Here is a 26,523-nt window from a genome sequence, read left to right on the forward strand (position 1 = left end):
GCGGTGGCGCACGCGTGACACGGGTGGGTGACGAGCTCGGCGCCGCAGCGACTCTCGCCTTATTGAGTCTGATTGTCAATATCGTCTACGGTCTCCGGTATGACCGCCCCACCGACCGCCGACCACACCGCCGAGATCACGACCGTCTGGTCCGAACTGCTCGACCTGCCACCCGCCGAGATCCCCGACGACGTGGGCTTCCTCGTCCTGGGCGGTGACTCGGTGCTGGCGGTGCGCATGTCGGCGCTGATCCGGCAGCGCCTCGGCGTCGCGCTCGGCCTGGCCGAGGTCCGGGTGGACACGACCGTCGGCGAGATCGCCGCACTCGTCACCGATCGGGTGAGCAATCCGTCGGCCGGGTCACTGCCCGCGATCACCCGCCGTCGCGCCGACCCGCACGCCCCGTTCGCGCTGCTGCCGCTGCAGCAGGGCTACTTCGTCGGCCAGCAGGACGGCTGGGAGCTGTCCTACGCCTCGGCGCACTACTACGTCGACTACCCCCTCGACGCCATCGACGGCGACGAGGCGGCGGAGGCCCTCACCGACGCCCTGGAGCGGCTGGCCCGGCGCCAGCCCGGCCTGCGCGCCCGGGTCGACGCCGACGGCCGCCAGTACGTGCTGCCCACCGGCGCGCCGGGGGCGCTGCCGGCCCCGACCGTGCTGGACCTGCGCGACGCCGCACCGGAGGAGATCGACGCCCGGCTCGCCGCGCTGCGGGACCTGATGAACGTCAGCGGGCCCGACCCGGTGTCCGGCCCCGGCCTGGACATCCGGCTGACGCTGCTGCCCGGCGACGCCGGTCTGCTGCACGGCGCGTTCAGCCTGCTGCTCTTCGACGGCTGGTCGGCCGGCGTGCTCACCCACGAGCTGCTGGCACTCGCCCAGGACTGGAACGCGGTGCTCGACCCCCTGGAGATCGACCCCGGCGACTACGTCGAGGCGGTCGGGGCGCTGCGCGGCACCCGCGGCCGGACCGCCGACCGCGACTGGTGGTGGGAGCGGATCGACGCGCTGCCCGCCCCGCCCGCGCTGCCGCTGGTCGTCGACCCGCAGGAGGTCACCCCGACCGTCATGCAGCACCGCGAGTTCCGGCTCGACCCGGCCCGCTGGGCGGCGCTGCGCGCGGCCTGCCGCGACCAGCGGGTCACCCCGGCGACGGCGCTGCTCACGGCGTTCTCCGTCGTGCTGGCCCGCTGGTCGGGACACCGGCGGATGCTGCTCAACTCGCTGCAGACCGGACGCCTGCCGCTGCACCCCGACGTGCACCGCATGATCGGCGGCTTCGCCACCACCATGCTGCTGCCGGTCGTCCCGGAGACCGGGGCGTCGTTCGCCGAGCTGGCCCGGTCCGTGCAGCGGACCTTCGCCGAGCACGCCGCGCACACGCTCGTCCCGGGCGTCGAGGTGGCCCGGGAGGTCGGGCGCCGGCGCGGCACCCACCGCCCGGTGGCACCGGTGGTGTTCCAGTCCACGATCGGGATGGACGCCGCGATGGGCAGCCCGCTGCCGAGCGAGGCCGGGCCGCTGGGCCGGGTGCGCGCCGGGGACTACACCCACCACCTGCGCACCCCGCAGGTGGCGCTGGAGACCCGCTGCTTCGAGATCGACGAGCAGCTCGTCCTGGTGTTCTCCCTGGTCGCGGAGCTGTTCGTCGACGACGAGGTGACGGCCGCGTTCGCCGAGCTGGTCGAGCTCGCGACGGCGCTGGCCGACGGACCCGGCTGGGACGCCGTGCCGGAGCTGCCCGAGGCCCTCGACCCCGTCCCCGGGGAGGGGCTGCGCATCGGCGCGCTGCCCGGGACCGGTCGCACGCACGCTCCCGGCCCGCCCGCGGACGGCGCGGAGCAGGCGGTGGCCGAGGTGTTCGAGGACTTCCTGGAGATCCCGGTGCTGGACCGCACCGTGCACTTCTTCACCGCGGGCGGCGACTCGCTGCTCGCGATCCGGGTGCTGGCCCGCCTCGCCGCCGAGCTGGACCACCCGGTGCCGGTACGGGCCTTCCTCGCCGACCCGACGGTCGCCGGGGTCGCGGCGGCCGGACGGGCGTCCTGATGGCCGGGGCCCCCCGTCCGCTGGTCGCCGTGCTGGGCGCCTCGGGGGCGACCGGGCGGGCCGCGGCGCGACGGCTGGCCGCGACGGGCCGGGTGCGGCTGCGGCTCGGGGCCCGCGACGCGGCCGCGCTCGCCGCACCGGCGGCCGAGCTCGGGGCCGAGGCCGTGCGCGTCGACGCGGGCGACGCCGACGCCCTGGCCGGGTTCTGCGCCGGCGCGGCCGTCGTCGTGCAGTGCGCGGGACCGTCGCTGCGGCTCACCCCGGCCGTGCTGGCGGCGGCGCTCGCCGCGGGGGCCCACCTCGTCGACCCGGCCGGCGACCTGGACCCGTTCCCGACCGGCGACCGCTCGGTCGTGCTGGGTACGGGGGTGGTGCCCGGACTGTCGGGGCTCCTGCCGCGTCTGCTCCCGCCGGGGGCCCGGCGGCTGGCCCTCTACGCCGGTGGCGCCGACCGGCTGACCCCGGCCGCGGCGGCGGACGTGCTGCTGTCGGTCCCGCCCCGTTACGGGCTGCCCCGGGCGCTGTGGCGCGACGGCGGACCCGTCGAGGCCGCGCTGGCGGTGCAGCCCGCGGTGTCGCTGCCGGGCTTCGACGGTCCGGTGCACGCCGTGCCGCTGCTCACCGCCGAGGCGCAGCGCCTGGCCGCGGACACCGGTGCGGCGCAGCTGCGGGCCTACTCGGTGTTCCCGGGGCCGGGGCTGCCGGACACCCTCGCGTCGGCCTGGGCGTCGGGCGACCCGCTGGCGCACGTCGACGCCGTCATCGCCGCCGCCGACGCCGACGTGGCCGCGCACGGCGTCGCCATCACGCTGCTCGCCTCGGCGCGCTACGCCGACGGCGCCCGCCGCGTGCTGCTGCGGTCCACCGACTCGCTCGCCCTGACCGGCGCGTTCACCGCGCTCGCCGTCACCGACGTGCTGGCGGGCCGGGTCCCGCCCGGGGTCGGCCGGGCCGCCGAGGTGCTCGACCCGGTGACGACGGCCGCCCGGCTGTCCGCCGACCCCTCGGTGGACGAGCTGCGGTACTGACCCGGGTGCCCCGGGCCGGCGCCCGGGGCACCCGGCGGGGCTCACCCCTGGCCGGGGGCGACCGGCAGACCGGTCCGGAACAGCTCCTGCTCCAGCCACACCGCCGCGGCGACGCCGTTCCCGGCGCCCACGCTCACCAGCGTCACGCCGTCGGGCAGCCCGGGCTGCCGGGCCGCGTCGCCGGCGGCGGAGACCCCCGGGACCGAGGTCCGGCCGCACTCGTCGACGGCGATCGCGCCGTCGTCGAGCACGGTCGCGCCGAGGCTCCCGGCCAGCACGGTGCCGGGACGGGTCGGGGCGCGGTGGTAGATGCCGTCGCGGGCGAGGGTGGTGCCGTCGGCGAAGCGCAGCTCGAGCGCGCCCAGGTCTCCCTCGATCGCCGTGATCGGGGACTCCACGACCCGCACCCCGCGCGCCTCCAGGTTCGCCGCGACCCAGCCGGGCAGCTCGGCGGGGCCGTGGGTGGCGAGGACGACGTCGTCGCTGAACCGGTCCCGCACGTAGGCGGCGAGCATCCCGGCCAGGCCGTTGCCGATCACCACGAGCGCCATGCCGGTGGTCTCGTAGCCGTGGCAGAACGGGCAGTGGAACACCGAGCCGCCCCACCGCTGCGCCAGCCCGGGCACGTCGAGCGGCTCGTCGACCTGGCCGCCGGCCAGCAGCAGCCGCCGCGCCCGTACGACGGTGCCGTCGTCGAGGTCGAGGGTGAAGTCGTCGAGGGCGCCGCGGACGCCGGTGACCCGGCCCGCCCGGCGGGTCACCGTCGGGTAGGCGTCGACCTCGGCGCGGCCGTCGGCGAGCAGCTGCGCCGGGTCCGCGCCGTCGCGGCCGAGGTACATGTGCATCTCGGCGGCCGGGGCGTTGCGCGGCTCGCCGGCGTCGACGAGCAGGACGCGACGCCGCTGGCGGCCGAGCACGAGGGTCGCCGACAGGCCCGCGGGCCCACCGCCGACGACCACCACGTCGTAGGTGTCGTTCACGGGTTCTCCAGTTCCTTCCGGACGGCGGGCAGCACCTCGGTCGCGAGGCGTTCCACGTTGGCGAGCACCGCGTCGCGCTCACCGGAGGACTCGACGTGCAGCAGCACCCGTCCGGCCCCGCTCCCCCGGACCAGGTCGACGAGCCGGCGGACACACAGCTCGGGCGGACCGATCGGCTGGCGGGCGAGGATGCCCGCGGCCAGCTCGTCGGGGGTGGGCCGCGGGCCGCCGTACTCCTCGACCATCACGTACTCGGCGTAGCCGGAGGCGAACACCGGCGCCAGCCGCTCGTGGACGACCCGTTCGGCCTCGGCGACCGAGTCGGTGACATGGGCCAGGGCCGCGGTGCCGTGCACCGGCCGCGCCGCGGTGAGCTGCTCGTAGTCGGCGACCAGCCGGGCCTGCTCGTCGGCGGTCTGGGAGAAGAAGAAAAGCATCGGCAGGCCGTGCCGGGCGGCGAGCTCCACCCCGGTGGCCGAGGTCGCGGCCACGTGCACCGGCGGGTGCGGACGCGTGTACGGCTCCGGGCCGGGTGCGACCTCGCGGAACCGGTAGTGCTCGGAGTCGGCGGACACCCGCCCGGTGAAGGAGTCGAGGACGAGGCCGAGCGCCTCGGGCAGCCCGGTGCGCCACCGCTCGATGCCGGTGCCGAGGACCTCGTGGTCCACCACCGGCCCGGCCCGGCCGACGCCGAGGTCGAACCGGCCGCCGGAGAGCTGGTCGAGCAGCGCCGCCTGCTCCGCGACGTGCACCGGCGGGTGCGTCGGCAGGATCGTCACGGCCGTGCCGACCCGCACCCGCCGGGTGCGGCCGAGCAGGAACGCGGCCAGCGTCGTCGCGGAGGGGTTGATCCCGTAGCCGGTCAGGAAGTGGTGCTCGGTGGTCCACACCGACGCGAACCCGTGCGCCTCGGCCGCCTGCGCGACGTCCGCGGCCAGCGCGAACACCTCGGTCGCGCTCTGCCCGGGGAAGCGGTGGGTGAACAGCATGACGCCGAACGAGGGAGGGGCCACGCCCTGACAGTACCGGATGTCATTATCGATTAGGCGGTGCACCGTCCCGCACGACGGCCACGGGCGCCCCGGCGTGGTGCAGCACCGCCTGCGCGACCGAGCCGAGGACCAGGCCCGACAGCGGCCCCCGCCCGCGCGTCCCCACGACGACCAGCCCGGCGCCGTCGGACGCACCGGTCAGCACCGCCGAGGGCGACCCGTGCACGACCCGGGTCCGGACCTCCACGGTGGGGAACTCCTCGGACAGCGGGGCGACGGCACGCTCCAGTTCCTCGGCCTCCTCCCGTTCCACCGCCTCCGGGTCCAGCAGCAGCGCCACCGCGGGGTCCGTCGCCGGGTCGCACCAGGCACGCACCGCGACCAGCGGCACCTCGCGGCGCGCCGCGACGTCGGCCGCGAAGTCCAGGGCCGCGGCCGCGTCCCCCGAGCCGTCGACGCCCACCACGACCGGACCGGTCGCCGGTGCGCTCCCCCGCACCACGACCAGCGGGCAGCCGGCGGTCGCGGCCAGCGAGACCCCGGTCGACCCCAGCAGCAGGCCCCGGAACCCGCCCCGCCCGCGGTGCCCGACGACGACGGTCGCCGCCCGCTGCGACTCCTCGGCCAGCACCTGCGCGGGGGTCCCCTCGCGCAGCGCGGTCCCGACCGCCCCCAGGGGCAGCGTGTCGGTCGCGACGGCCGCGGCGACCCGCAGGTTCTCCTCCGCGGCGGCCACGGCGGCCTTGCGCCGGTCGTCCCAGGCCCGCGCCCGGGCGCCGGTCGTCACGGGGGTGCCGGGCACCGCCGCGACCAGGCGCAGCGGCCGTCCCCGGCCCGCGACGTCGCGGACCGCCCAGCGGACCGCGTCCAGCGCGGCCTCCGAGCCGTCGACGCCCACGACGTCCGGCAGGTCCCTCGATGTGGTCATGGTGTGCCCCTCTCCTCCGGAGTCCCCACGCTGCCCGGCGCCGGTGCCGGTGGCGTGGGGCGGAGGTCCCGCCGCGCCGGGGCCGGAGGTCACCGGGATCCGGGTCCGGGCCGGTGGTCGCGGCGGGACCTCCGGCCCGTCCCCGCCGGGTCCCTCGCGGCGCAGGCTGACGGCGCCGGTCGACGGAGGGATGACCATGAGCCAGCAGGACAGCCGCGCGGGGTTCCGGCCCGACGCCCCGCCCGAGACCCTCGACGACGACCCGCCGCTGCGGACGGTCGTGTCGCCGCGCCTGGTCGCGGTCACCCCGCAGACACCGGTCCGGACCGCGCTCGACCTGATGCTCGCCCACGACGTCCACCACCTCCCGGTCTTCGCGGGCCCGCGGTGCACCGGCCTGGTGACCGAGTCCGACCTGCTCCGCGGCGTCGCCGCGTAGTGGGGGCCGCTGGGCCGGTCCGTCCTCACCGTCGCCGAGGTGCACGGCCCGGTCACGGTGCTGCCGTCGTCGGCGCCGCTGTCGGCGGCCGCCGCGGCGATGGCGGCGGACGGGCGGGACGCCGTCCTCGTCGCCGACGGGGACCGGATCGACGGCATCGTCACCGCCTCCGACGTCGTCGGGGTGATCGCGCGCCGGGCGGGCCCGACGACGCCCCGGCCGGCCGGCTGACCCACCTGGGTCCCTCCCCGGAGCGGCCGCGCGGCCGCTCCGCCGGGGACAACCCCCGCCGGTCCCGTTGTCCGGGCGGGACAGCGTGCCCCCCGCCGCACGGACCTACCGTGGGTCGGGCCGACGCAGGCGTCGGTGTCCCGCTCGAGAGGAGACGGCTCCATGTCGGACGCACGACGGGCCGGTGGCGCCCTCGGGATGGTCGAGACCAGGGGCCTGGTCGGGGCGATCGAGGCGGCGGACGCGATGGTGAAGGCCGCCAACGTGGAGGTCGAGGGGTACCGCACCCTGCGCAACGGCCAGGTCTCGGTGCTGGTCCGGGGCGACGTCGGCGCCGTGAACGCCGCGGTCGCGGCCGGGACGGCCGCGGCGGCCCGGGTCGGCGAGCTGTACAGCAGCCACGTCATCCCGCGTCCGCACGAGGAGACCGAGGGCGTCATCGGCGAGGCCGTGCAGCCCACCCGCACCACCTGAGCGGGCGGGCCCCGGCGGCCCGGGTCAGCGGCCCGGGTCGGTGTCCTCCGGGTCGTCGTGCCGGGTGACCTGCAGCAGCCGCAAGGCGAAGTCCGCGCGCATCCGGTCCTCATGGCGACCCAGGTCCAGGCCGGTCAGCTTCCGGATCCGCTCCAGCCGGTAGCGCAGGGTCTTGTGGTGGACGAACAGCCGGTCCGCGGCCAGCTTCTGGGAGCAGTCGGCGTCGAAGAACGCGCGCAGCGTGCGGATCAGCGAGCCGTCGTTGTCGCGGTCGTAGTCCAGCAGCGGGCCCGTCACCTCGTCGACGAAGGTCTGCAGGTCGGGGTCGTCGCCCGAGCCGAGCAGCAGCCGCACGATGCCCAGCTCCTCGTAGAGGAACACGTCCTGCCCGCCGAAGCGCTTGGCGGCCGACAGCGCGGTGCGGGCCTCGTTCAACGCGCTCGGCAGGTCGACGGCCTCGTGGTACTCACGGCTGATCCCCCACCGCAGGCGCAGCTCCGGGAGCTCGGAGTGCACGGCCCCGGAGAACGCGTTCACCAGGTTCTTCGCGCCGATGCGGTCCAGGTCGGCGGCGACGGCCACGAGCAGGTCGCCCCGCAGGCTGGCCAGGGACAGGCCGCGGCCGTGCAGGGTGCGGACGATCCGCAGCACCCGGCGCCGGACCCGGTCGACCTGCGAGGTGTCCCAGCCGTGCTGGGCGGTGAGGACCTCGACGTTCTCGATCCGGCCGTGCAGCACCCGCAGGCCCCCGGTCAGGGCGATGCCGAGGTGCTGGGCGCGGGTGCGCGCGGCGAGCCGGTGCTCGACCGAGCCCTGCAGCAGGTCCCAGAGCACCTGCTCGGCGGCCTCGGCCCGGGCCCGGCCCACCGCCCGTTCGCGCATCAGCGCCAGCGAGCAGGCCATCGCCACCTGCCCGGCGACGGCCGCCAGGAGGTCCTGCGACGGTCCGCACCGGGCGAACAGCACCTGGCCGACCTGGTCGCCGTCGGCGTAGACGGGGTGCGCCAGCGAGGCCCGGTCCTCCGGCGTCGGCACGATCTCCCCGCCGCGGGTCGGCACCGACGCGGGCAGCCGGGAGACCAAGTCCCGGGCCCGGTGGCCCGCCACCCGCGCACCGTCGGGACCGTAGACCGCGACCTCGCAGCCCAGCTCGGTCGCGACGGTCCGGGTGACCGCGGGCAGACCGCCACCGCCGACGACGATGCGCAGCAGCTCCTGCTGCAGCCGCGACGCCCGGTCCAGCAGCGTGTGCTGGTTCTGCAGCGCCTCGTGGGCCCGGCTCAGCTCGGCCGCGGCAGCCACCTGCTCGTCGTGCAGGCGGGCGTTGTCGATGGCGATCGTCGCGAAGTCGGCGAGGGTGACCATCCGGCGCATGTCGCGGTCGGTGAACACCGACCGGCGCCGCCGCCACACCTCCAGGACACCGAGGAACTCCCCCTGCAGCTGCAGCGGGACCGCGAGCGCCGACCGGGTCTCCTCCCGTTCTGCCAGGGAGTTGAAGTCGTCGCTGATCGTCTCGTCGTCGAGGTAGGAGTCGATCCTGGCGGGTTCCCCGGTGAGGAACACCAGCCCGGCGACGCCCTGACCGCGGCGCATCGTCAGCCGCGCGGTCTGCGTCGCCCGGTTGCCGACGCAGGCGCGCATGCGCACGACGTCGCCCTCGCGGAGCATCACCCCGCAGATGTCGGACTCGAGCAGGCGCAGTGTCTGCTCGGAGACCGTGAGCAGGACCTGGTCGAGGTCGCGGACCGACAGCAGCCGCCGCGACACCTCGCGGACGGCGTCGGCCTCGACCGTCGCCGCGTACTCCTCGTCGTCGGCGCGGGCCCCGGCCAGCTGCAACGACATCCACACCCGGGCCTGCCGGAGGAGCCCGACGGGCTCCGGGGCGAGCCGGACCTCGGGGTCCCAGCACAGCGCGGCGGCGCCGTCCGGCCCGACGATCCGGCCGGACCGGGCCTCGGCCGCCGACGGGCCGCCCGGCGGGAGACCCGCCATCCCGACCCCGGAGCCGGCGAGCACCTGCCACCGGCCGTCCCGCCAGGCCGCGACGGTCATCGAGGTGCCCGCCAGCAGGGTCGCCGCGCCGACGAGCAGCTCGGCGGCGGCGGCCGGGGACGGCGGGACGGTGCCCAGGAGCCTGCCGAGGGCGTCGACGCCCGTCGTCGCTCCGACCCGGTCGAGTGTCGTCATCCCACCCCCAGCCGTCAGAACACGATCAGCGACTTCAGCGTACGTCGCTGTGACATCCGCTGATAGGCGTCCGGTGCGTCGGTCAGGGACACCCGGTCCTCCACGAGGACCGTCGGATCGACTGCGCCGCAACGGACGAGGGCGAGGAGCCGGTCGCCGTCGCGCATCAGGTCGCCGATCGCGAACCGGAGCGTGAGCTCGTCGGCGAAGGCCCGTCCGGCGGGCAGGTCCCAGGTGCCGTCGTGCACGCCGACCGACACGACGGTGCCGCGGCGGCGCACCAGCTCGAACGCCGTGCCGAGCCCGCGCGGGCCACCGATCGCGTCGACGACGACGTCGGCGCCCCGCCCGTCGGTCAGCCCGTGTGCCGCCGCGACCGCTTCCTCCGGGGCGACGGCGACCGAGCCCTCCCGGCCCGCGACCGCGCGGCGGGACCCGACCGGCTCGACGAGCAGCACCGCTCCGGCGCCGCAGGCCTGCGCGGCCAGCGCCGTCAGCTGGCCGACCGGGCCACCGCCGACCACCGCGACGGTGTCGCCGGGCTGCAGGTCGGCGCGGCGCACCGCCGCGTAGCCGGTCGCGAGGGTGTCGCCGAGGAAGACGGCCGCGTCGAGGGACACCCCGTCGGGGACGGTCCGGAGCACGGTGTCGGCGTGCGGCACCCGGACCAGCTCCGCCTGCGTGCCGGCCAGCGGCGGGCCGAACGCGGTGCCGGTGCCGAAGAACCGCCGCTCCGCGCACTCCCAGTGGTCACCCCGCCGGCACCACCAGCAGGTGCCGCAGGCGACGAAGTCGGCGCCGACGACGAGGTCGCCGACGCGGTGCCCGCGCACCGCGGTGCCGGTCTCCACGACCTGCCCGACGAACTCGTGGCCGAGCACCGTGCCGGCGGGCAGCCCCTCGTCGTGCGCGAGGAGGTGCAGGTCCGTTCCGCAGACCGCCGATCTGCGGACCTCGACGACCGCGTCGGTCGGCTGCTCGATCCGGGGGTCGGGCACCGGGGCGACGCGCACCGCGCCGTCCCCCGCGTAGGTCACCGCGCGCACGGCGTCAGGCCGCCTCGGCCAGGTCGGCGAGCCGCTCGCGGATCCGGGCCGCGGCCTCGGCCAGCGCCTCCAGCTCGGCGGGCCGCAGGTCGATCGTCACGATCCCGGTCAGGCCGCCGCGGCCCAGCCGGGCCGGGAGCCCGACGTAGACCCCACGGATGCCGTAGCTGCCGTCGGCGAGCACCGCGGCGGGCATGACCTCGCCGGAGTCGGCGGCCATCGCCAGCACCATGCGGGCCGCCGACAGGCCGGGTGCCATGAAGGCACTGCCCTTCTTCAGCAGCCCGACCACCTCGCCGCCCGAACCCCGGGCCCGCATCACGATCGCGTCGAGGTCGGCCGCGGGGATCGCTGTGCTCAGGGGCCGCCCGTCCGCGGTGGCCCGCGACAGCGGGATGACCATCTCCTCGCCGTGGCTGCCCAGCGCCCAAGCGTCGATCCGGTCGGCGCGGGCGACGCCGGTCAGCGCGGTGAGCGCCTGGAACCGGGCGGTGTCGAGCACCCCGGCCATGCCGAGGACCCGCTCCGAGGGGAATCCCGAGGCCTTCCAGGCGTGCTGGGTCATCTCGTCGAGCGGGTTGGTGACGACGACGATCACCGCTCCCGGCGAGGTCACCGCCACCCGCGCCGCGACGTCACCGACGATGGCGGCGTTCGTGCTGATCAGGTCCGACCGGCTCATCCCGGGGTTGCGCGGCCGGCCCGCGGTGATGACCACGTAGTCGGCCGGGCCGGCCTCCTCGACCGTGCCGACCCCGCGGACCCGGGTGTCGAACCCGGACAGCGCGGCGGTGTGGGTGAGGTCCAGCGCGACGCCCGCGGCCCGGCCGGCGTCGATGTCGACGAGCACGACCTCGGCGAAGACGTCGGCGTCGGCGAGCCGCATCGCGGCGATCATGCCGACGTTGCCCGCGCCGACGACGACCACCCGGCCGGAGCGGCCCGCGCCCGGACGCGACCCGGCACCGCCCGGCCGTACGACGTCCGGCAGCGGCGCACCACGCCGGTACAGCGCACCCGAGGGAGGACGCACCGGGGGCGGCGCCGCCCCCGTGAGGTGCGCGACGGCCGCGGCGGACGGGACCGGCCCGACCGGCGACGGCGGCGGCGTGACCGGGCGGCCGGCCGGCTGCGGTACCGAGGCGACCGGGCGGGGCGGCGGGGGCGCGCCCCCCGGTGGTGCGGCCGGCCGGCCCGCCGCGGCGACCGGGGGTCGTGCCGGTTGCGTGGCGGACGTGCCCGCCGTCCCGGCGGAGGCCGGGCCGGTCACGATCTCCACGCCCAGCTCACGGGCCCGTTCGCGGGCGAGCGGGGTGACGACGTCGCGGGCGGTGACCCGCAGGACCTTCGCCGCGGCGGCGTCGTCGACCTGCGCCGCTCCGATGACGCTCATCGCGCGAGCTCCCGGCCGTGGACGCCCTCCAGCGCGGCGACCGCCGCGTCGCGGGCCGACTGCACCTCGCTCTCGGTCCCGGACAGGAACATCCGGCCGAACCGGCCCACCGCGCGCAGCTCGATGACGGTGATGTTCGCGGCCTTCTCCGCCTCGTTGGCGGCGACCGCGATGTAGGCGGCGGGCGCGACCTCCATGACGAACAGGCTCTGGCCCGGCATCAGCATGGAGCCCTTGCGCCACTTGTTGAGCAGCTGCGCCTGGTAGGGGTGCACGTTGGTGATGAACTGGGTGGAGGCGATCGTCGGCCGGATCCGGTCGGCCTCGGTCATCCCGAGCTCGTCCAGGATCGCCTGGCCGGAGGCGAGCACCTCGGCCTGCTGCTCGGAGTGGATCTCCAGCAGCCCGAACTCGCGCTCGATGATCTGCAGGGCCGGGCGCACACCGGCCGCCTTGAGCGCGATGTCGGCGGCCCGGAACACCTCGTTGCCGGGGGCCATCTCGATGTAGAGCTCGGCCATCCCCGCGAGCGGGACGTCGCCGGGGCTGGTCGCGGCGATGTGCGCCGCGCACTGGGGCTGCATCCGGTCGACGAAGGCATAGGTGCGCAGGGTCGGGGTCCCGTTGCTCATGCGGGCACCTCCGCACGGGCGATACCGATCGGGGTGATGAGCAGGGCGTGCGGATGGGTCACGACGGTTCGCTCCAGGTACGTGGCCAGTACGCGCTGCGCACCGGCGATCATCAGGGCGCCGCCCGCGATGTGCAGCGGCAGGTCCTCGGCGCCCACGGTCAGCGCGCGCACGTTCTCCGCGATGCGCTGCACCCCGGGGACCAGGAGGGGGAACGCCTCGTCCGGGTGGGCCCGCTTGTACGGCTCGGCCTCCTCGACGGCGATGCCCAGGCCCCCGGCCAGCATCAGGTCGAGGTGGTGGCCGCCGCCGGCGCGGTCGTCGAGCGCGACCAGTGCGCCGTCGCGGTAGACCCCGACCCCGGTCGAGCCGCCCCCGACGTCGACGACGACGCCGTCGCGGATCCCGAGCGTGCGCTGCGCCGCCGCGACCTCGTCGACGAGCGCGACCCGGTCGAACCCGGCGGTCTCGCAGACGTAGCTGCAGGCCTTCGCGTCGGCGGCCGGGATGCACGGCGGGTGGGCCGTCGCGACCGGTACGCCGGCGCCCAGCCCGACGCCGAGCCCGGCCTCGGCCCGTTCCCGCAGGCGGCGGACGGTCGCGGTTGCGCGGGCGAAGTCGACGACGACGCCGTCGGCCAGCGCACCCGACGGGGACGCGTCGATCCACACGGGGTGCTCGGTGCCGTCCGGGGCGACCGCGAGGACGACGAGCACGCAGCTGGCCGTCCCGAGGTCGACCCCGGCCCGCAGCGAGGCCGCGGCGGCCAGCGCGGCGGCCGCGGGCCCGTCGGGGGCGCCGTCGCGGGCCACCGACCCGGCGGTGGCGGCCGCCGCGGTGAGCAGCTGGTCCGGCGTCCGGCGCGTCTCGGCGGCGCGCGCCGGACGCCGGCGTCCCGGGCGGCGACCCGCGGTCGCGGTCGCCACGGCTACAGCTCCACCGGGTCGTAGACGGTGCGCCACGGACGCACCTCGTGCGCGATCCGCTTGATGTTGATCAGGTGCAGGGGGGTCACGTTGTCCGAGCAGATCGACCCGCTCCAGCTGCCGGTGCCGAGCTGGAAGGAGGGGTCGACGTCGGTGGAGTAGCCCATCCCGCCGAACAGCGCCGGTGTGTTGATCACGATCCGGCCCGCGGGCAGCGCACCGAACGGGGCGATCTCCTCCGGGTCCGAGGCGTGCACGGCGGCCGTGTGCCCCTCGCCGTCGAGCGCCAGGATCTCCCGGCAGCGGCGCCACCCGGCGTCGCGGTCGGCGGCGCGGTAGACCGACAGGACCGGGCCGAGGATCTCCCGCGAGAGCGGGGTGTCCACGCCGACCGTGTCGAGCTCGCAGGCGAGCACCCGGGTCGACGACGGCACGGCGAACCCCGCCGTCTCGGCGAGGCGGATCGCGGTCTGCCCGACCGAGGCCGGGCGCATCGCGCCGCGCTCGTCGAACAGCACCCGGGCCAGCGCGGCCTGCTGGGGGGCGTTCATCCAGTAGGCGCCACGCTGCTCGAACGCGGCCAGGAAGGCCGGCGCCACCGCCTCGACAACGACGACGGACTGCTCGGCGACGCACGCCGTGCCGTTGTCGAACGACTTCGAGGTGATGATCATCTCGGCGGCCTCGGCCGGGTCGGCGACGCTCGCCCCGACGTAGGCGGGGACGTTGCCCGCCCCGACGGCGATCGTCGGCTTGCCGCTGGAGTAGGCCGCGCGCACCATGCCCGGCCCGCCGGTGGCCATGACGAGCGCGATCTCCTCGCGCCGCATGAGCTCCGCGGTGGCCGCCAGGGTGGGGTGCTCCAGGCAGGAGACCAGGCCCTCCGGGGCGCCGGCCGCGACGGCGGCCTCGGCCATGATCTCGACCGCGCGCAGGGTGCAGCGGGCGGCACGGGGGTGCGGGGCGTGCACGATCGCGTTGCCCGACTTCACCGCGGCCAGGCACTTGAACAGGGCGGTCGAGGTGGGATTGGTGACCGGGATGATCCCGGCGATGACGCCCATCGGGGAGCCGACCGCGGTCACCCGGGCCTCGTCGTCGACCCAGAGCACGCCGACGGCGCGGCGCTCCAGCATCCACCGGGCGACGAAGCCGGTGTTGTAGCGGTTCTTGTAGATCTTGTGCTCGTAGACGCCGTAGCCGGTCTCGTCGACGGCGAGCCGGGCCAGCTCCTCGGCGGCCTGCGTGCCCGCCCGTGCCATCGCCCGGACGTAGCGGTCGAGGGTCTCCTGGTCGGTCCCCTCCATCGCGTCGAAGGCCGCCCTCGCCGCGCGGGCCTTGGCGCGGACGTCGGCGAGTCCGGCCAGGTCGGCGTCGAGCCCGCGCGGGTCGGCGGGCGCTGTCGCGGTCATCCCCACACCTCCGTCTCTGTCGTGGGCGGGCACGCCCGGTCACCGCTGCACGTCGGGCGTGCACCGGTGCGGGTCGGGCCCGGCCGGGGTGGGGTGGGGCCGGTCAGCCCTTGGGCCGGGTGAGGACGGCGAGGATGCTCTCGGTCTCGTCGTGCGGCCGCGGGATCACGTGCACCGAGACGACCTCGCCCGCCTTGCCCGCGGCCACGGCGCCCGCGTCGGTGGCGGCCTTCACCGCGCCGACGTCGCCCCGGACCATGATCGTCACGAGGCCGCCGCCGATCTCGCGGTGGCCGAGCACCTGCACGTTGGCGGCCTTCACCATCGCGTCGGCCGCCTCGATCGCACCGACCAGCCCCTTGGTCTCGATGAGTCCCAGCGCGCCGCGCAGGGCCGGGACGGCCGGGGTTCCAGTCGTCGGAGCCATGTCTTCCTCCTGATGCCGGTGTGGTGCCGACGGTGCCGGATCGGCGACCGTCGTCATGTCTTCTGGTAGGTCACGCTGCCGACCCGCACGACGGTGTCGGCGATGCCGACGACCGCGCGGTCGGTGGGGACGTCGGGGCCGGCCGCCACCCGGGCGGCTCCGCCCGCGCAGACCAGCACGATCTCGCCGACCCCGGCACCGACGGTGTCCACCGCGACGAACACGGCTCCGCCGTCGCGCTCCGGGTCGTCGGAGTCGGCCTCCTGCACCAGCAGGAGGGTGAACCGCTCGAGTCCGGGGCCCTTGATCGTCGAGACGACCTGGCCGAGCACCTTGGCCAGCTGCATGCCCGGACCACCTCCGTCGGTAGAAGCCGGGTGGCCTCGGCGCGAGCCGGACCACCGTTGCCGGGACAGTAGGACCGGCACGATCCCCGCAGCCTTATCCGTTCCGGACAACGTGACCGGCGGCCGTTGTCCTTCGGCGCCGTGGCCGGACCGGGAGCACCGCGGGAGCGTGCAGGACGTAGACCACGGCCCGGCCGCACCGGGCCCCCGCGCGCCAGGAGGTTCATCGGTGATCCGCCCCGAGGACGCACAGTTCCACCCGCCGACCAGCGACGACCCGCTCTGGGCCGAGACCAACTACTTCGGCCTCTACGCGGGCCAGGACACCGACCGGCCGATGAACATCGGCCTCTACGGGCTGTTCCGCGAGCCGCTGGGCGTGGTGGGCTCCACCGTCTCGGTGAACAGCCGCCGCGTGCGGGCCCCCTGGGAGGCCGACTACTGGGACGCCTGGGAGCACCTGGTCGTGCCGCAGCCGTCGAACCTGCTGGACTACGAGCTGGCCAACGGCCTGAAGGTCGTCGCGACCGACCCGCACCGGATCTGGGACGTCTCCTACTCCGACCCGGCCGCGGACCTGGAGATCCGGTTCCGCTACACCGCCCTGCACGAGCCCTACGACATCAACGACCCGGACATGGACCCGCTGGCCGCGGGCAAGGACATGGCCAAGACCTGGGGCCACGCCTACGCCGGCCACTTCGACCAGTCCGGGCACTACGAGGGCGAGATCCGGCTCCGCGGGGTCACGACCCCGATCGACTGCGTGTCCACGATGGACCACAGCTGGGGGGTGCGCGCCGAGCGGCAGACCTCGCGGCTGAGCTGGATGCACGCCCACGCCGGGACCGACCTCGTGCTGCACGGCCTGTTCGACTTCTCCACCGACAACGGCCCGGACGGCGAGTCGCCGCTGCGCCTGACCCACGGCTACGTCGTCGAGAACGGCGAGCTGCGCGGGCTCAAGGCCGGCGGCGGCGTCACGAAGCGCTCGCACCTCTACCCGGAACGGATCTCGATCAGCGTCACCGACTCCGCCGACCGGGTCTGGAACGCCGAGGGCCAGGCCCTGACCACCTTCCCGTGGCAGTCCCAGCCCGGCGTCGTCGGGCACAACGCGCTGCTGCGCTGGGACCTCGACGGCCGCACCGCCTACGGCGAGTGCATGGACTTCGTCGGCATGGGCGAGCTCGGCGCGGTCTACGACAGGGCCCACGGCCGGAGATGAGGCCACGGACGTGACCCCCACTCCCCCGCCGCCCGTCGAGGCCGTGCTGTTCGACCTCGACGGGACGCTGGTGCAGACCCGCATCGCCTCCTGGACGGTGTTCTCGACGATCAACGACCGGTTCGGGCTGGGGGTGGACGGACCCGAGCAGTACTTCGACCTCTTCCGCGGCAACGTCTACGACTCGATCGCGAAGCTCTGCCGGGACGAGGCCCACGCGGCGGAGGTGAAGAACGCCTTCCTCACCCTGCTGCGCGAGGAGTACGACCCGCCGCTGGTCCCGGGGGTCGCCGACGTCGTCCGGCGGCTCGCCGGGCACTGCACGCTCGCGGTGATGTCGTCCAACGCGATGCAGGTCATGCGACGGGTGCTCACCGGCAACGACCTGGCGTACTGCTTCGCGCACGTGTTCGGCGGCGACGTCGCCCCCGACAAGCGCACCGCCATGCGCACCTTCCTCGCCGACGCCGCGAACTCCTACGGGCGCCGCTGCTCCGCCGACTACGACGAGGGCGGCCGCCTGCAGACCCCCGACCTCACCAGCACGGTGCTGGTCACCGACACCGCGGGCGACGTCCGCGACGCCGTCGAGGTCGGCATCCGCGCGGTCGGGGTGGCGTGGGGGATGCACTCCCCCGACGAGCTGCTCGCCGCCGGGGCGGAGTTCGTCGCGCTGTGGCCGCAGGAGATCACCGCGCACCTGCTCGGCGACGCCGCCGCGCTGCCCCCGGGCGGGGCCTGCGCGGTCCCGGCCGGCGGTACGGCCCCCGCCTGCGCGACCCCTCCGCGCACCGGCTCCGCCCGGGAGCCGTCCGACGACGCCGGCGCGCCGGTGCGGGACGCCTCGGCCGGGGGCGGGGACTGCGGGTGCGGCTGCGGCGGCGACCCGCTCCGGGCGCCGCTGAGCAGCGCGGCCCGGGTGCGCCGGGACCGGCGCCGGACCGCCGCGGCCGGCCTCACTCCCGCGGCCGGTGTCGCGGGGACCGCCCCCGGCTCGGGTTCCGTTCCCCTGGCTGAGGCGCCTCCCGGGCCGCCGGGCCCGGCCGCCGGGCAGGAGCTGCTCGACGCCGTGCGGCGGGTGGTGCGCGGATGACGACCCCGCCCCGCGGGATGGACGGCGTCTACAACTTCCGCGACCTCGGTGGGCTGCGTGCCGGTCCGGACCTGCGGGTCCGGCCCGGTGCCCTGTTCCGCAGCGACACCCTGCAGGCGCTCTCCCCTGCCGACGTCGACCACCTGGTGTCCGGCCTCGGGCTGGAGCTGGTCGTCGACCTGCGGAGCGGGACCGAGGCCGTCGAGGAGGGCCGCGGGCCGCTCGCCCTGCGGCCGGTCGGCTACCTCAACGCGCCCCTGCTCGACCTCCCGGTCTCGGACCTGCCCGCCCACGAGCAGTCGCTGTCGTTCTCCCTGGAGCACCTGTCGTCACCGGCGTCGCCGCTGGCGACGGTGGTGCGGGTGGTCGCCGCGCTGGCCGGGCGCCCGACGCTGCTGCACTGCGCGGCGGGCAAGGACCGGACGGGGCTGGTCACCGCGCTCCTGCTGCGGCTGCTGGGCGTCGACGACGACGAGATCGTCGCCGACTACCTGCGCTCGGGGCCCAACATGGTCCGGATCGTCGAGCGCTTCCGCACCTGGCCGCGCTACCGCGACCACATCGACGTCGTCCCGCCCGCGGTCTACGAGGCACGCGAGTACACGATCCGCGGGTTCCTGGCCGCGCTCGACCGTGACCACGGCGGCGCCCACGGCTGGGCGCGGCGGCGCGGGATCGCCGCGTCCGTGCCGCGGCAGCTCCGCGACGGACTCCTGGTGCCCGCCGGCCGCTGACCGTGCCACGGACACCGCGGCGGCCCTCCCCGGTCCGGGGAGGGCCGCCGCGCTGCTCCGGCCCCGGGCGAGGGGCCGCCGGGCCTCAGTCGCCCAGGGCCGCCTTCCCCAGTGCCAGCACCAGCGGCCGGGCCCCGTCGACGTCGACGGCGAACCGGCGGAACCCGAGCCCGTACAGCTGGGCGGCCGCCTCCTCCGGGACCTCCCCCGACAGCCGCATGCCGACCGGCAGGTCCGCCCGCTGCGCCGCCGCGACGGTGCCGAGCAGCGACCGCACGACCGGGTCGAGCGCGGTGCGCGGGTCCACCGACAGCAGCCCCCGCCGCAGGTAGTCGTCCAACGGGTCGGAGGTCAGCAGCTGGCGCGCCGGGATCCCGAACACCGCGGACTGCAGCGCCCGGACCTCGACCCAGAGGACGTCGACGCACGCCGCGATGTCCGGCGCACCGGCGGCCGCCCGCGGGCTGGTCAGGTACGCGCCGACGGCGACCGCGCCCGGCACCTCCGTCGCCAGCGCACGCAGCGCCGCCGCCTCGGCCGGGTCGGACAGGTGCCGCACCGCGAGGTGGACCCCACCCGTGCGGCCCGCGGCGGCGGCCGCCCGGGTCAGGCCGCGCAGCTGGGCCTCGACCAGCGCGGGGCGGCCGAGGGGCAGGGCGAGCTCCGGGTGCCGGGTGGTGACCGCCGTCTGCTGGAGCAGCTCCCGCGCCTCGTCGGCGACGAGGTCCACGGCGCGGACCCCCACGGGCAGGTCCCCCGCCGCGTCCAGCAGCGGCGTGAGCTCCTGCTCCACCAGGTCCGCGACGCGGTCGAAGCGCTCCTGCACCCCGGCGTCGGACAGCAGCTCCTCGACGAGACCGTCCAGGTGGCCGGTGGCGGCCAGGACGTCGTCGACGGCGGTGACCAGCCCGCTCGCGCCGGCCTCGCGGGCGCGGGCGACGTCGGCGGGCAGCGTCACCCGCACCAGCACCTCGCAGCCCGAGGCCCCGGCCGCGGCGGCGAGCACCGAGCCCAGCGCCCCGGTCGCGGCCGCGGGCGTCGCGGTGCTGATCCGGCCGAGGAACAGCTCTCCGCCGGCGCCGTCGAGGGAGACCTCGTCGCCCTCGGCGACGGTCCGGCCGCCGACGACCAGGGTGCGGGCCGCCTCGTCGACGGTGATCGCCGACGCGCCCACCACGCAGGACGTGCCGAGCGCCCGCGCGACGACCGCCGCGTGGCTGGTGGAGCCGCCGGTGGCGGTCACGATGCCGTTCGCCGCGATCATCCCGTGCAGGTCGGCCGGGCTGGTCACGGCGCGGGCCAGGATGACGTCCTCGCCCGCGTCGGCACGCTCCTTCGCCCGGTCCGGGTCCAGCACGAGGACCCCGCTGACCTGGCCGGGGCAGGCCCCGATACCGGTGGTCAGCAGCCGGTCCCCGGCGCGGGCACGGGCGACCTCGTCGTCGTCGAAGCCGGGGCGCTGGACCTGGCGGACCTGTTCGGGGCTGAGGTTGCGCAGGGCCACGGCGGGGGCGACGCGTGCCTCGGCGAGGAAGTCCGCGGCGATCCGCACCGCCGCCTCCGGGGTGCGCTTGGCGCTGCGGACCTGCAGGAAGTAGAGCGTGGACCGCTCGACGGTGAACTCGATGTCGAGCACGTCGCCCCGGTCCCGCTCCAGGTCGGCGCAGGTGCGCCGCAGCTCGTCGAGCAGGGCGGGGGCGAGTGCCCGGTCGACCGGGTCCGGGGTCCTCGTCCCGGCGACGACGTCCTCGCCCTGGGCGTGCGCGAGGTACTCGCCGAACAGGCCGGGCTCGCCGGAGGCGGGGTTCCGGGTGAAGACGACGCCGGAGCCGGAGTCGTCGGAGAGGTTGCCGAAGACCATCGACTGCACGACGACGGCGGTGCCCAGGTCGTGCGGGATGGCGTGGAACTCCCGGTAGGTCCGGGCCCTGCGGGTGTTCCAGGACCGGAAGACCGCCTCGACGGCGCCGAACAGCTGGGCCGTGGGGTCGGCCGGGACGGACTCGCCGTCGGACTCCTCCAGCGCGGCCTCGCAGGCCGACCAGATGCGGTCGTACACCGCGCCCACCTCCTCGGCCGGGTCGACGGCGGCGACGAGCGCGTCGCACCCCTCGCCCGGGTCGAGCGCGCCGAGCACGGTCTCGGCGTACATCGCGTGGAACCGGGCGGTCAGGTCGGCGACGAAGCGGGCGTCCCCGGTGACGGCGCCCAGCGCGACGGCGGCCTCCCGCCCGATGCCGAGGTTCAGGACGGTGTCCATCATCCCGGGCATCGAGACCGGGGCCCCGGACCGCACGGACAGCAGCAGAGGGGTCGGACCGGCGCCGAAGGTCTTCCCCGAGTCCCGCTCGAGCTCGGCGAGCCGGGCCGCTACCTCGTCGGCCAGCCCGGCCGGGAGCGTCCCCTCGGCGAGGTAGCGACGGCACGCGTCGGTGCCGATGACGTACCCCGGCGGGACGCGGAGCCCCTGCTGGCTCATCCGGGCCAGACCGCTCCCCTTGCCGCCGAGCCGGTCGACATCGGCGGGATCGGCCTCGGCGAACGTGCGGGTGAAGCCCGGTGTGGCCGGTACGCCCGGGCGCCCGGCGCTCTGCGGTTCGGCCACGGTCACTCCGTCCGCTCCCGGCCGAGGGTGCGCAGCAGGTCCTCGTGGAACTCGAACCAGATGTTGTGCACCGAGTCGATCGTGGGCGAGGAGACGAACTCGTGCCGTCCCTCGTCGACGGACCCGATCGCGGCCTCGAACCGCCGGCCGTACAGCGCGAAGCGGGCGTCGAAGGCGGCCAGCGCCTCCAGGAGCGGGGTGAGGCGGGCGACCAGCTTCTCGAGCCGGGCGATGACCTTGTCGTCGTAGTCGGGGTCGGTGTGGTCGTTGGTGACCTTCCGTCCCCCGACGTCGATCTGCTGCCAGGACGACATCGTGGTGAGGAACTGGGTGTTCGTCGTCTCGAACCGGTCGACGAGCGCGAGGACGTCGTCGTCGGTGCGCACCCGCGCGTAGTGCTCCGCGGCGGCGGCCCGCAGCGCCGGTTCCGCCTCGTCGGTCGGCAGCGCCGCACCCCCGGCGACCACGACGAGGCCCCGCCCGGCCAGATCCTCCAGCACCGCGTCGACACGGTCGGCGGCGACGCCGGAGGCCGCCGCGACGACCTGGGCGGTCGCCATCTTCTTCAGGGCGACGACGTCGAGGACGTCGTAGTCCGTCTTGTCCAGCACGGCTGCGGACATGGGTGTCCCTTCACGTGGCAGGGCGGCGTGGCGGGGAGCGCCACGCCGCCCGGTCCGGTCGGCTCGTCGGCGGGCCGGCCCGCGGGGCGGGCCGGTGCGGCGGGTCTAGAGCCAGCGTCCCTTCGAGCTGCGCAGGTCGGCCTTGTCGGAGAACGGCAGGTAGCCGGCGCCGGAGAAGATCTTGCTGGGCACGGTCTCCTGGGCGAAGCCGCGCTTGGTGATCTCGTAGTAGTAGTTCGAGACCCGCTGGTCGATCTCCCACAGGTCGTAGTCGCGGCAGGCCTTCTCGTAGGTCCCCGCCTTGCGCAGGTGCGGGAGGATCATGTCGATGTAGTAGACGTACTGCCCGTTCCAGATGAGGTCGCGGCGGCACATCTTCGACGTCTTGGTGTACAGCTTCAGGGTCGCCTGCTGGACCCGGCCCAGGTGGTCGGACAGGTCGTCGACGGCGATCGGGTACACCTCGCCCATCGGGGTGTCCCACTTCTCGCGGGCGAAGACCGCGCCGCCGATGATGGCCTCGATGTAGTTCTTCGGGCGGGTGAAGGTCGTGGAGATGTCGTTGACCCGGATCTCCTCCAGGCCCATCTTCTCCGGGTCGATGATCATGGCCAGGGTGTACGCGTGCGGGAGCTTCGCGTCCTCGCTCACGTCCGACCAGTGGTAGATCTCCTCGTTCACGAACAGGTCGCGCAGGATCAGCAGGGTGCCGTCGGGGAGCTCGTAGGGCCCGGTGTCGCCCAGGCCGAGCCGGTTGTCGTAGTGGTGCAGGAAGGCCAGCAGCTCGGTGGCGGCGTTGAACTGGGTGAACGCCGCGTGCTTCGGGCTGCCGTGGTCGAGGGGCTCGATCTGCGAGGTGAGCTGCTGCAGGAAGTCCTCCTCGTGGATCCGGCAGCGGTAGCGGTCCTGCGAGTTGAGGATGTAGCCGTCCTGGCGCTTGCCCCACAGCACGCGCTGCATGAACTTGAGGATCTCGTTGGACTCGGCGACGTAGTCGTCCGGGCCGATGGCCTCCAGGGCGAGCAGGCCGCACCGGCCCATGCCGAACCCGACGGCGCCGATGCACCAGTCGTGCACGGAGTTGACCTTGGTGCCGATCTCGCGCCGCGCACTGGCCCCGATGTCCATGACACCCTGCGCACCCACCTCGTTGGTGGTCATGCGCAGGATCTCCGGCCAGCGGTAGAACTCGTGCATGAAGGCCAGGATCTCGTACTCCTGGCGGGGGATCATGCCGCTGACGCCCTCGGTGGCGCGCATGACCAGCACGTCCCAGATGTTCCAGGCCAGGTAGTTGTTGAGGTCGTTCAGCTCGTCGATGCTGAACCGGTCCTTGAGGACGTCCTCCTTGGACACCTTCTCCAGCACGCCGGACTTCGCGCGCTCCTTCAGCATCTTGTCGCCCTTGATGCCGTCGGTGACGGGCTCGAGGCCGACGAAGTTGCCGGTGTAGGTCAGGTCCTGGAACCGGAGGCCGTCGTCGCCCTCCTCGTATCGCTGCTTGTAGGTCGCCTTCTTGCCCTCGGTTGCGGTCACTGCGCTGTGCTCCTGTCCCGGTTCGTCGGCGTCGTGGAAGGGGGTCGTTGTCGGGACCGGGTCAGTCGTCGGCGACGACGCGGCCGACCTCCCCGTCGGTGCAGTCCAGGCGGACCTTGCGGCCGTCGAGGGCCGTCGCGATCTCGTCGAAGTGCGACGGGTCGGTGCTGCCGACGACGTAGCGCGAGTCGCTGCTGGTGAGGTGGGCGGTCATCACACAGGGCGTCTGGAACTCGCGGGACAGGATCCCCAGGTGGGACTCCGGAGCACCGGACATCGTGATCACACCGATGGCGCCCATGCTGAGCGCGGGAGCCAGGAAGGTGGTCGTGCCGCCCTGCACCAGGAGGATGTGTTCCTGCAGCTTCCCCGACTGGATCAGCGAGATGACGTCGGCCGGGGACGACAGGTACTTGATGGTTCCGCTGGGGGACTTGCCGGTGTCGAAGACGTTGTAGCCCTCGGCCAGTACCTCGGCCATGGAAGTTCCTCCTTGAACTCGGGTGGACCGGCGACGTCCCGCGGGGCCGGCCGGTCACGGCACCTCGGCGTCGTGTGGGTCACAGTGCCGCCAATCACCACGTGCTCCGATGGAACCGACGGACAAAACTGGACGGGGAGCTTGTCCTGCGGGGACAGATCCAGATCAGCAGCGACGGGACGTCGCGCGGTACCTCCGCCCGAGTGGCGTGCCGGTGCGGCCCGCGCACCGGTCCGCCCACGCGCCGGGCTCTGCCGGCGTCCGGCCGGACGGCCCCGCGACGGGAACCCGCGACGACGGGCCGCGGGATCCCGAGATCGTCGACGGGACGGCGGCACGCGTGGGCAGCCTCGGGGCGGGCCGAGCCGAGGCGAATCCATAGGGCGGTTGCCCGAGGGACCGCCGTCCGGGCGGTGGGCCCGGCCGGGGTGGCGGAGCGGATCCGTGCGAACTCGGACCCCTGCGAGGCATCGGCCCTGGTGCGCGAGGTCCACGAAGGCCGTCGAGGCCGGTGTGCTCGAGACGAGGATCCCGGCCGAGCCGGTACCGGACCGGTCGACCTCGCGTACCGCCCCGACCACTCCGAGTCCGTGACCGGCGATGCGGGACGAGGTCGTCGCCCGCGCCGGGCCGCGTGCTGCGCGCCGAGCTGGTCAGCCCCCGACGAGCGGTCCGGGACGCCGGACCGGACGACCGCGTACGCCGGAACCCGAGCCTCGTCCGGTCACCCACATCAGACCCGTGACGACGACCGCGAGCCAGGCCCCGCCGAGCGTCCAGCTGGTCGCGACGTCGGTGACCCAGTGCACCCCCAGGTAGAGCCGGCTGAGGCTGATCGTGAGGACCGCGGCGGCGGCGACGGCGCCGACCACGACCCGCCACCCGGTGGACCGCACCGCGCGCCCCAGGACCACCGCGATGATCCCGATGACCACGATCGCGCCGAGGGCGTGGCCGGAGGGCAGCGACAGGTCGGGCTCGACGACCAGCTGGGTCGCCACCGGCGGGCGGGTGCGGCCGTAGAGGTCCTTGAAGGTCGGCACCAGCACCGCCACACCGCCGGTCGCGACGGCGACGGCCAGTGCGTCCCACCAGCGACGCGTCACCAGCAGGACGGCGACGGCCGCCGCCGCGAGCAGCAGCGTCCCGTTCGTACCCCCGTAGCGGCTGACCGCCTCCATCAGCGCCGTCAGGTCCGGGGTGCGGTGGGCGATCATCCAGTCCAGTACCGGCCGGTCGGCACCGGCGACGATGCGGTTCGGGGCGTCCTCCACCGCGTCGACGACGACGGCCTGCCCGGTGTAGAACGCCACCGCCGCACCCGATCCCCACAGCAACGGGCCGGGGACCCGGACATCGCGACCGATCAGCGGGCCCGACGTCACCAGGCCCGCCCGGTGGGCGAACAGGACGACCGCGACGAGCAGCCATCCGAGTGTCAGGACGAGTCCCGCGGCCTGCTGTGCATCGGCGGTGTTCACCGCGCAACTGTCCCGCGCCGGTGCTGTGGCGGCGCTGAGAGCGCCGGCGCGGGGAGGTACGGGGACACCGGTGCGACCGTCCCGGGCTCACGGCTGCGTCTGGTACTCCCGCGCGACGTCGACCAGCATCTGGTGCATCGCCAGCTCCGCCGGCGCCCGCAGCCGGTCCGGCCGGTGCGCCAGCAGCACCCGCCGCGACGGCGCCTCCCGTCCGAGGCCGAGCACCCGCACGTCGGGACGGGGTGCGCTGACCGCCGTCCGCGGGGCCAGCGCCACCCCGACGCCGACGCTGACCATCGCCTGCGCCTCCTGGTAGTCGTTCGCCTCGAAGGCGATGCGCGGGGAGAACCCGGCGGCCCGGCAGCTGCGTTCCAGCACCTCGGCCACCGGGTGGTCGTGGGCGCGGACGATCCAGTCCTCGTCGGCCAGCTCGGCCATGGTGACGCTGCGGCGGCGGGCGAGGCGGTGGTCGTCGGCGACGACGAGGACGGTCGGGTCGTCGAGCAGCGGGGTGAGCGAGAACTGCGCCGGGTCGACCCGGTCCCAGGCGTAGTCCCAGAGCAGCGAGATCCCGACCCGGCCGCTCTCCAGCATCGCGATCAGCTCGTCGTGGCGGGCGCTGCGGACGTCGAGCCGGATGTCGGGGTACTGGCGGCGGAAGCGGCTGACGACCCGCGGCATCAGCGCGCTCGCGATCGTCGGGAACGTACCGATCGCGAGCGTCCCGCGGCGCAGCCCGGCCAGCTCGGCGAGGTCCGCCTCGGCGGCCTCGAGGCGGCGCAGCACGTGCCGGGCGTGCCCGGCGAGCACCGCGCCGGCCTCGGTGGGAAGCACCCCGCGGGCCTGGCGCTGCAGCAGCGGCTGGCCGGCCTCCTTCTCCAGCCGGCGCAGCTGCTGGGACACCGCCGACGGTGAGTAGCCGAGCTGATCGGCGGCCGCGGTCATGGAGCCGGAGTCGAGCACCGCGGCGAGCAGTGCGAGCCGTCGGACGTCGAGCACGGGGCCTCCGGGGGCCGGTCGGCCGCGCGAAGCGACCGATGACGAGGAGTCTGTGAATCAGCGTTCTGCTGGGGGTCGTGCAGTTCTGCTTCACGCTGATGAACTGCATAATCACGAGGTCGTGCCGGTCCTTCGCTCCGTTTCGGCATTCGTGATCCTGAAGCAGGACTTCACGAGGGTGCCACAACTCGTGATTGTGCTGCACGTCGGTCGGCGTCACCGTCGACGACGTCGCCGACCCCC

General features: G+C 75.2%; 25 protein-coding genes. 8 read left to right on the forward strand and 17 right to left on the reverse strand.

Annotation, left to right across the window (positions count from 1 at the left end; translation table 11 throughout):
* The first annotated feature begins 99 nt into the window (after positions 1-99).
* Together KPL60_RS10845 and KPL60_RS10850 are read left to right on the forward strand one after the other, a co-directional pair.
* Complete coding sequence (locus KPL60_RS10845) at positions 100-2,052, forward strand: phosphopantetheine-binding protein (RefSeq protein ID WP_226364490.1); 1,953 nt, start codon at positions 100-102, stop codon at positions 2,050-2,052.
* Complete coding sequence (locus tag KPL60_RS10850; RefSeq protein ID WP_226364489.1) at positions 2,052-3,080, forward strand: saccharopine dehydrogenase NADP-binding domain-containing protein; 1,029 nt, start codon at positions 2,052-2,054, stop codon at positions 3,078-3,080. The genes KPL60_RS10845 and KPL60_RS10850 overlap by 1 nt, the downstream gene beginning before the upstream one ends.
* A gap of 41 nt (positions 3,081-3,121) precedes the next feature.
* Here the strand turns inward: KPL60_RS10850 and KPL60_RS10855 are convergent, their stop codons facing one another.
* The 3 genes from KPL60_RS10855 to KPL60_RS10865 are packed head-to-tail and all read right to left on the reverse strand — an operon-like array spanning position 3,122 to position 5,980.
* A complete protein-coding gene (locus KPL60_RS10855; RefSeq protein ID WP_226356126.1) occupies positions 3,122-4,060 on the reverse strand; it encodes an NAD(P)/FAD-dependent oxidoreductase in 939 nt (312 codons plus the stop codon).
* Positions 4,057-5,073 carry an LLM class flavin-dependent oxidoreductase gene (locus KPL60_RS10860; protein ID WP_226356125.1) on the reverse strand — a complete coding sequence of 339 codons (1,017 nt, stop codon included), beginning with the start codon at positions 5,071-5,073 and terminating at the stop codon, positions 4,057-4,059. The genes KPL60_RS10855 and KPL60_RS10860 overlap by 4 nt, the downstream gene beginning before the upstream one ends.
* Positions 5,074-5,095: 22 nt before the next feature.
* Complete coding sequence (locus KPL60_RS10865; RefSeq protein WP_226364488.1) at positions 5,096-5,980, reverse strand: universal stress protein; 885 nt, start codon at positions 5,978-5,980, stop codon at positions 5,096-5,098.
* A gap of 196 nt (positions 5,981-6,176) precedes the next feature.
* Between KPL60_RS10865 and KPL60_RS10870 the strand changes: the two genes are divergently transcribed.
* The 3 genes from KPL60_RS10870 to KPL60_RS10880 all read left to right on the forward strand — a co-directional run bounded on the left by KPL60_RS10870 (position 6,177) and on the right by KPL60_RS10880 (position 7,124).
* Entirely contained in the window at positions 6,177-6,419 is a 243-nt protein-coding gene (locus KPL60_RS10870) for a CBS domain-containing protein (protein ID WP_226364487.1), read from the forward strand.
* A 39-nt stretch (positions 6,420-6,458) separates the two neighbouring features.
* Positions 6,459-6,650, forward strand: a complete 192-nt coding sequence (locus tag KPL60_RS10875) for a CBS domain-containing protein (RefSeq protein WP_226364486.1) — start codon at positions 6,459-6,461, stop codon at positions 6,648-6,650.
* A 162-nt stretch (positions 6,651-6,812) separates the two neighbouring features.
* Positions 6,813-7,124, forward strand: a complete 312-nt coding sequence (locus KPL60_RS10880) for a BMC domain-containing protein (protein WP_226356122.1) — start codon at positions 6,813-6,815, stop codon at positions 7,122-7,124.
* Positions 7,125-7,148: 24 nt separating this feature from the next.
* On the opposite strand, the gene KPL60_RS10885 is transcribed toward KPL60_RS10880, so the two are convergent.
* From KPL60_RS10885 to KPL60_RS10920, 8 genes are all read right to left on the reverse strand, one after another.
* Positions 7,149-9,317, reverse strand: a complete 2,169-nt coding sequence (locus tag KPL60_RS10885) for a helix-turn-helix domain-containing protein (RefSeq protein WP_226364485.1) — start codon at positions 9,315-9,317, stop codon at positions 7,149-7,151.
* A 14-nt stretch (positions 9,318-9,331) separates the two neighbouring features.
* A complete protein-coding gene (locus tag KPL60_RS34620; RefSeq protein WP_226356120.1) occupies positions 9,332-10,354 on the reverse strand; it encodes an alcohol dehydrogenase catalytic domain-containing protein in 1,023 nt (340 codons plus the stop codon).
* Positions 10,355-10,367: 13 nt separating this feature from the next.
* Positions 10,368-11,756: a malate dehydrogenase gene (locus KPL60_RS10895; RefSeq protein WP_226364484.1), complete on the reverse strand. Its 1,389-nt coding sequence runs from the start codon at positions 11,754-11,756 to the stop codon at positions 10,368-10,370.
* Positions 11,753-12,388: a BMC domain-containing protein gene (locus tag KPL60_RS10900; protein WP_226356118.1), complete on the reverse strand. Its 636-nt coding sequence runs from the start codon at positions 12,386-12,388 to the stop codon at positions 11,753-11,755. Before KPL60_RS10900 ends, KPL60_RS10895 begins: the two co-directional genes overlap by 4 nt.
* A complete protein-coding gene (gene eutJ / locus KPL60_RS10905) occupies positions 12,385-13,314 on the reverse strand; it encodes an ethanolamine utilization protein EutJ (protein ID WP_226356117.1) in 930 nt (309 codons plus the stop codon). Before eutJ ends, KPL60_RS10900 begins: the two co-directional genes overlap by 4 nt.
* A 2-nt stretch (positions 13,315-13,316) precedes the next feature.
* Positions 13,317-14,726, reverse strand: coding sequence for an aldehyde dehydrogenase family protein (locus tag KPL60_RS10910; protein WP_226356116.1), 1,410 nt, complete (start codon positions 14,724-14,726; stop codon positions 13,317-13,319).
* A gap of 103 nt (positions 14,727-14,829) precedes the next feature.
* Complete coding sequence (locus KPL60_RS10915) at positions 14,830-15,153, reverse strand: BMC domain-containing protein (RefSeq protein WP_208825827.1); 324 nt, start codon at positions 15,151-15,153, stop codon at positions 14,830-14,832.
* A gap of 53 nt (positions 15,154-15,206) precedes the next feature.
* On the reverse strand, positions 15,207-15,500 hold the full coding sequence (locus KPL60_RS10920; protein WP_226356115.1) for a EutN/CcmL family microcompartment protein: 294 nt from the start codon (positions 15,498-15,500) through the stop codon (positions 15,207-15,209).
* Between the two features lie 229 nt (positions 15,501-15,729).
* Between KPL60_RS10920 and KPL60_RS10925 the strand changes: the two genes are divergently transcribed.
* Genes KPL60_RS10925 through KPL60_RS10935 form a run of 3 tightly spaced genes read left to right on the forward strand, consistent with a single transcriptional unit; the run spans position 15,730 to position 18,555 of the window.
* On the forward strand, positions 15,730-16,728 hold the full coding sequence (locus KPL60_RS10925) for a hypothetical protein (RefSeq protein WP_226364483.1): 999 nt from the start codon (positions 15,730-15,732) through the stop codon (positions 16,726-16,728).
* Positions 16,729-16,738: 10 nt separating this feature from the next.
* Positions 16,739-17,821, forward strand: coding sequence for an HAD family hydrolase (locus KPL60_RS10930; RefSeq protein WP_226364482.1), 1,083 nt, complete (start codon positions 16,739-16,741; stop codon positions 17,819-17,821).
* Positions 17,818-18,555, forward strand: a complete 738-nt coding sequence (locus tag KPL60_RS10935; RefSeq protein WP_208825835.1) for a tyrosine-protein phosphatase — start codon at positions 17,818-17,820, stop codon at positions 18,553-18,555. Before KPL60_RS10930 ends, KPL60_RS10935 begins: the two co-directional genes overlap by 4 nt.
* Positions 18,556-18,640: 85 nt before the next feature.
* Here KPL60_RS10935 and KPL60_RS10940 read toward each other — a convergent pair whose 3' ends face one another.
* The 6 genes from KPL60_RS10940 to KPL60_RS10965 all read right to left on the reverse strand — a co-directional run bounded on the left by KPL60_RS10940 (position 18,641) and on the right by KPL60_RS10965 (position 26,280).
* The gene (locus KPL60_RS10940) at positions 18,641-21,160 is read right to left on the reverse strand and encodes a pyruvate, phosphate dikinase (RefSeq protein ID WP_226364481.1); all 2,520 of its coding nucleotides are present in this window, start codon (positions 21,158-21,160) and stop codon (positions 18,641-18,643) included.
* A 2-nt stretch (positions 21,161-21,162) separates the two neighbouring features.
* Positions 21,163-21,783: a hypothetical protein gene (locus tag KPL60_RS10945; protein WP_178375379.1), complete on the reverse strand. Its 621-nt coding sequence runs from the start codon at positions 21,781-21,783 to the stop codon at positions 21,163-21,165.
* Between the two features lie 105 nt (positions 21,784-21,888).
* Positions 21,889-23,319 (reverse strand): hypothetical protein, encoded by a 1,431-nt coding sequence (locus KPL60_RS10950; RefSeq protein WP_208825840.1) that lies wholly within the window; start codon positions 23,317-23,319, stop codon positions 21,889-21,891.
* Positions 23,320-23,380: 61 nt separating this feature from the next.
* Positions 23,381-23,800, reverse strand: a complete 420-nt coding sequence (locus tag KPL60_RS10955; RefSeq protein ID WP_178375381.1) for a PEP-utilizing enzyme — start codon at positions 23,798-23,800, stop codon at positions 23,381-23,383.
* A gap of 653 nt (positions 23,801-24,453) precedes the next feature.
* Complete coding sequence (locus KPL60_RS34625) at positions 24,454-25,281, reverse strand: phosphatase PAP2 family protein (RefSeq protein WP_226364480.1); 828 nt, start codon at positions 25,279-25,281, stop codon at positions 24,454-24,456.
* Positions 25,282-25,368: 87 nt separating this feature from the next.
* The gene (locus KPL60_RS10965; protein ID WP_062401753.1) at positions 25,369-26,280 is read right to left on the reverse strand and encodes a LysR family transcriptional regulator; all 912 of its coding nucleotides are present in this window, start codon (positions 26,278-26,280) and stop codon (positions 25,369-25,371) included.
* Between the last annotated feature and the right edge of the window lie 243 nt (positions 26,281-26,523).

Source organism: Pseudonocardia sp. ICBG162, assembly GCF_020496225.1.
Classification (GTDB): domain Bacteria; phylum Actinomycetota; class Actinomycetes; order Mycobacteriales; family Pseudonocardiaceae; genus Pseudonocardia; species Pseudonocardia alni.

Coding starts and splice junctions, on each gene's coding strand:
- KPL60_RS10865 (WP_226364488.1), bottom strand. CDS start 5,980: ATGACCACATCGAGGGACCTGCCGGACGTCGTGGGCGTCGACGGCTCG.
- KPL60_RS10935 (WP_208825835.1), top strand. CDS start 17,818: ATGACGACCCCGCCCCGCGGGATGGACGGCGTCTACAACTTCCGCGAC.
- KPL60_RS10895 (WP_226364484.1), bottom strand. CDS start 11,756: ATGAGCGTCATCGGAGCGGCGCAGGTCGACGACGCCGCCGCGGCGAAG.
- KPL60_RS10850 (WP_226364489.1), top strand. CDS start 2,052: ATGGCCGGGGCCCCCCGTCCGCTGGTCGCCGTGCTGGGCGCCTCGGGG.
- KPL60_RS10915 (WP_208825827.1), bottom strand. CDS start 15,153: ATGGCTCCGACGACTGGAACCCCGGCCGTCCCGGCCCTGCGCGGCGCG.
- KPL60_RS10880 (WP_226356122.1), top strand. CDS start 6,813: ATGTCGGACGCACGACGGGCCGGTGGCGCCCTCGGGATGGTCGAGACC.
- KPL60_RS10900 (WP_226356118.1), bottom strand. CDS start 12,388: ATGAGCAACGGGACCCCGACCCTGCGCACCTATGCCTTCGTCGACCGG.
- KPL60_RS10945 (WP_178375379.1), bottom strand. CDS start 21,783: ATGTCCGCAGCCGTGCTGGACAAGACGGACTACGACGTCCTCGACGTC.
- KPL60_RS10910 (WP_226356116.1), bottom strand. CDS start 14,726: ATGACCGCGACAGCGCCCGCCGACCCGCGCGGGCTCGACGCCGACCTG.
- KPL60_RS10885 (WP_226364485.1), bottom strand. CDS start 9,317: ATGACGACACTCGACCGGGTCGGAGCGACGACGGGCGTCGACGCCCTC.
- KPL60_RS10955 (WP_178375381.1), bottom strand. CDS start 23,800: ATGGCCGAGGTACTGGCCGAGGGCTACAACGTCTTCGACACCGGCAAG.
- KPL60_RS10845 (WP_226364490.1), top strand. CDS start 100: ATGACCGCCCCACCGACCGCCGACCACACCGCCGAGATCACGACCGTC.
- KPL60_RS10870 (WP_226364487.1), top strand. CDS start 6,177: ATGAGCCAGCAGGACAGCCGCGCGGGGTTCCGGCCCGACGCCCCGCCC.
- KPL60_RS10920 (WP_226356115.1), bottom strand. CDS start 15,500: ATGCAGCTGGCCAAGGTGCTCGGCCAGGTCGTCTCGACGATCAAGGGC.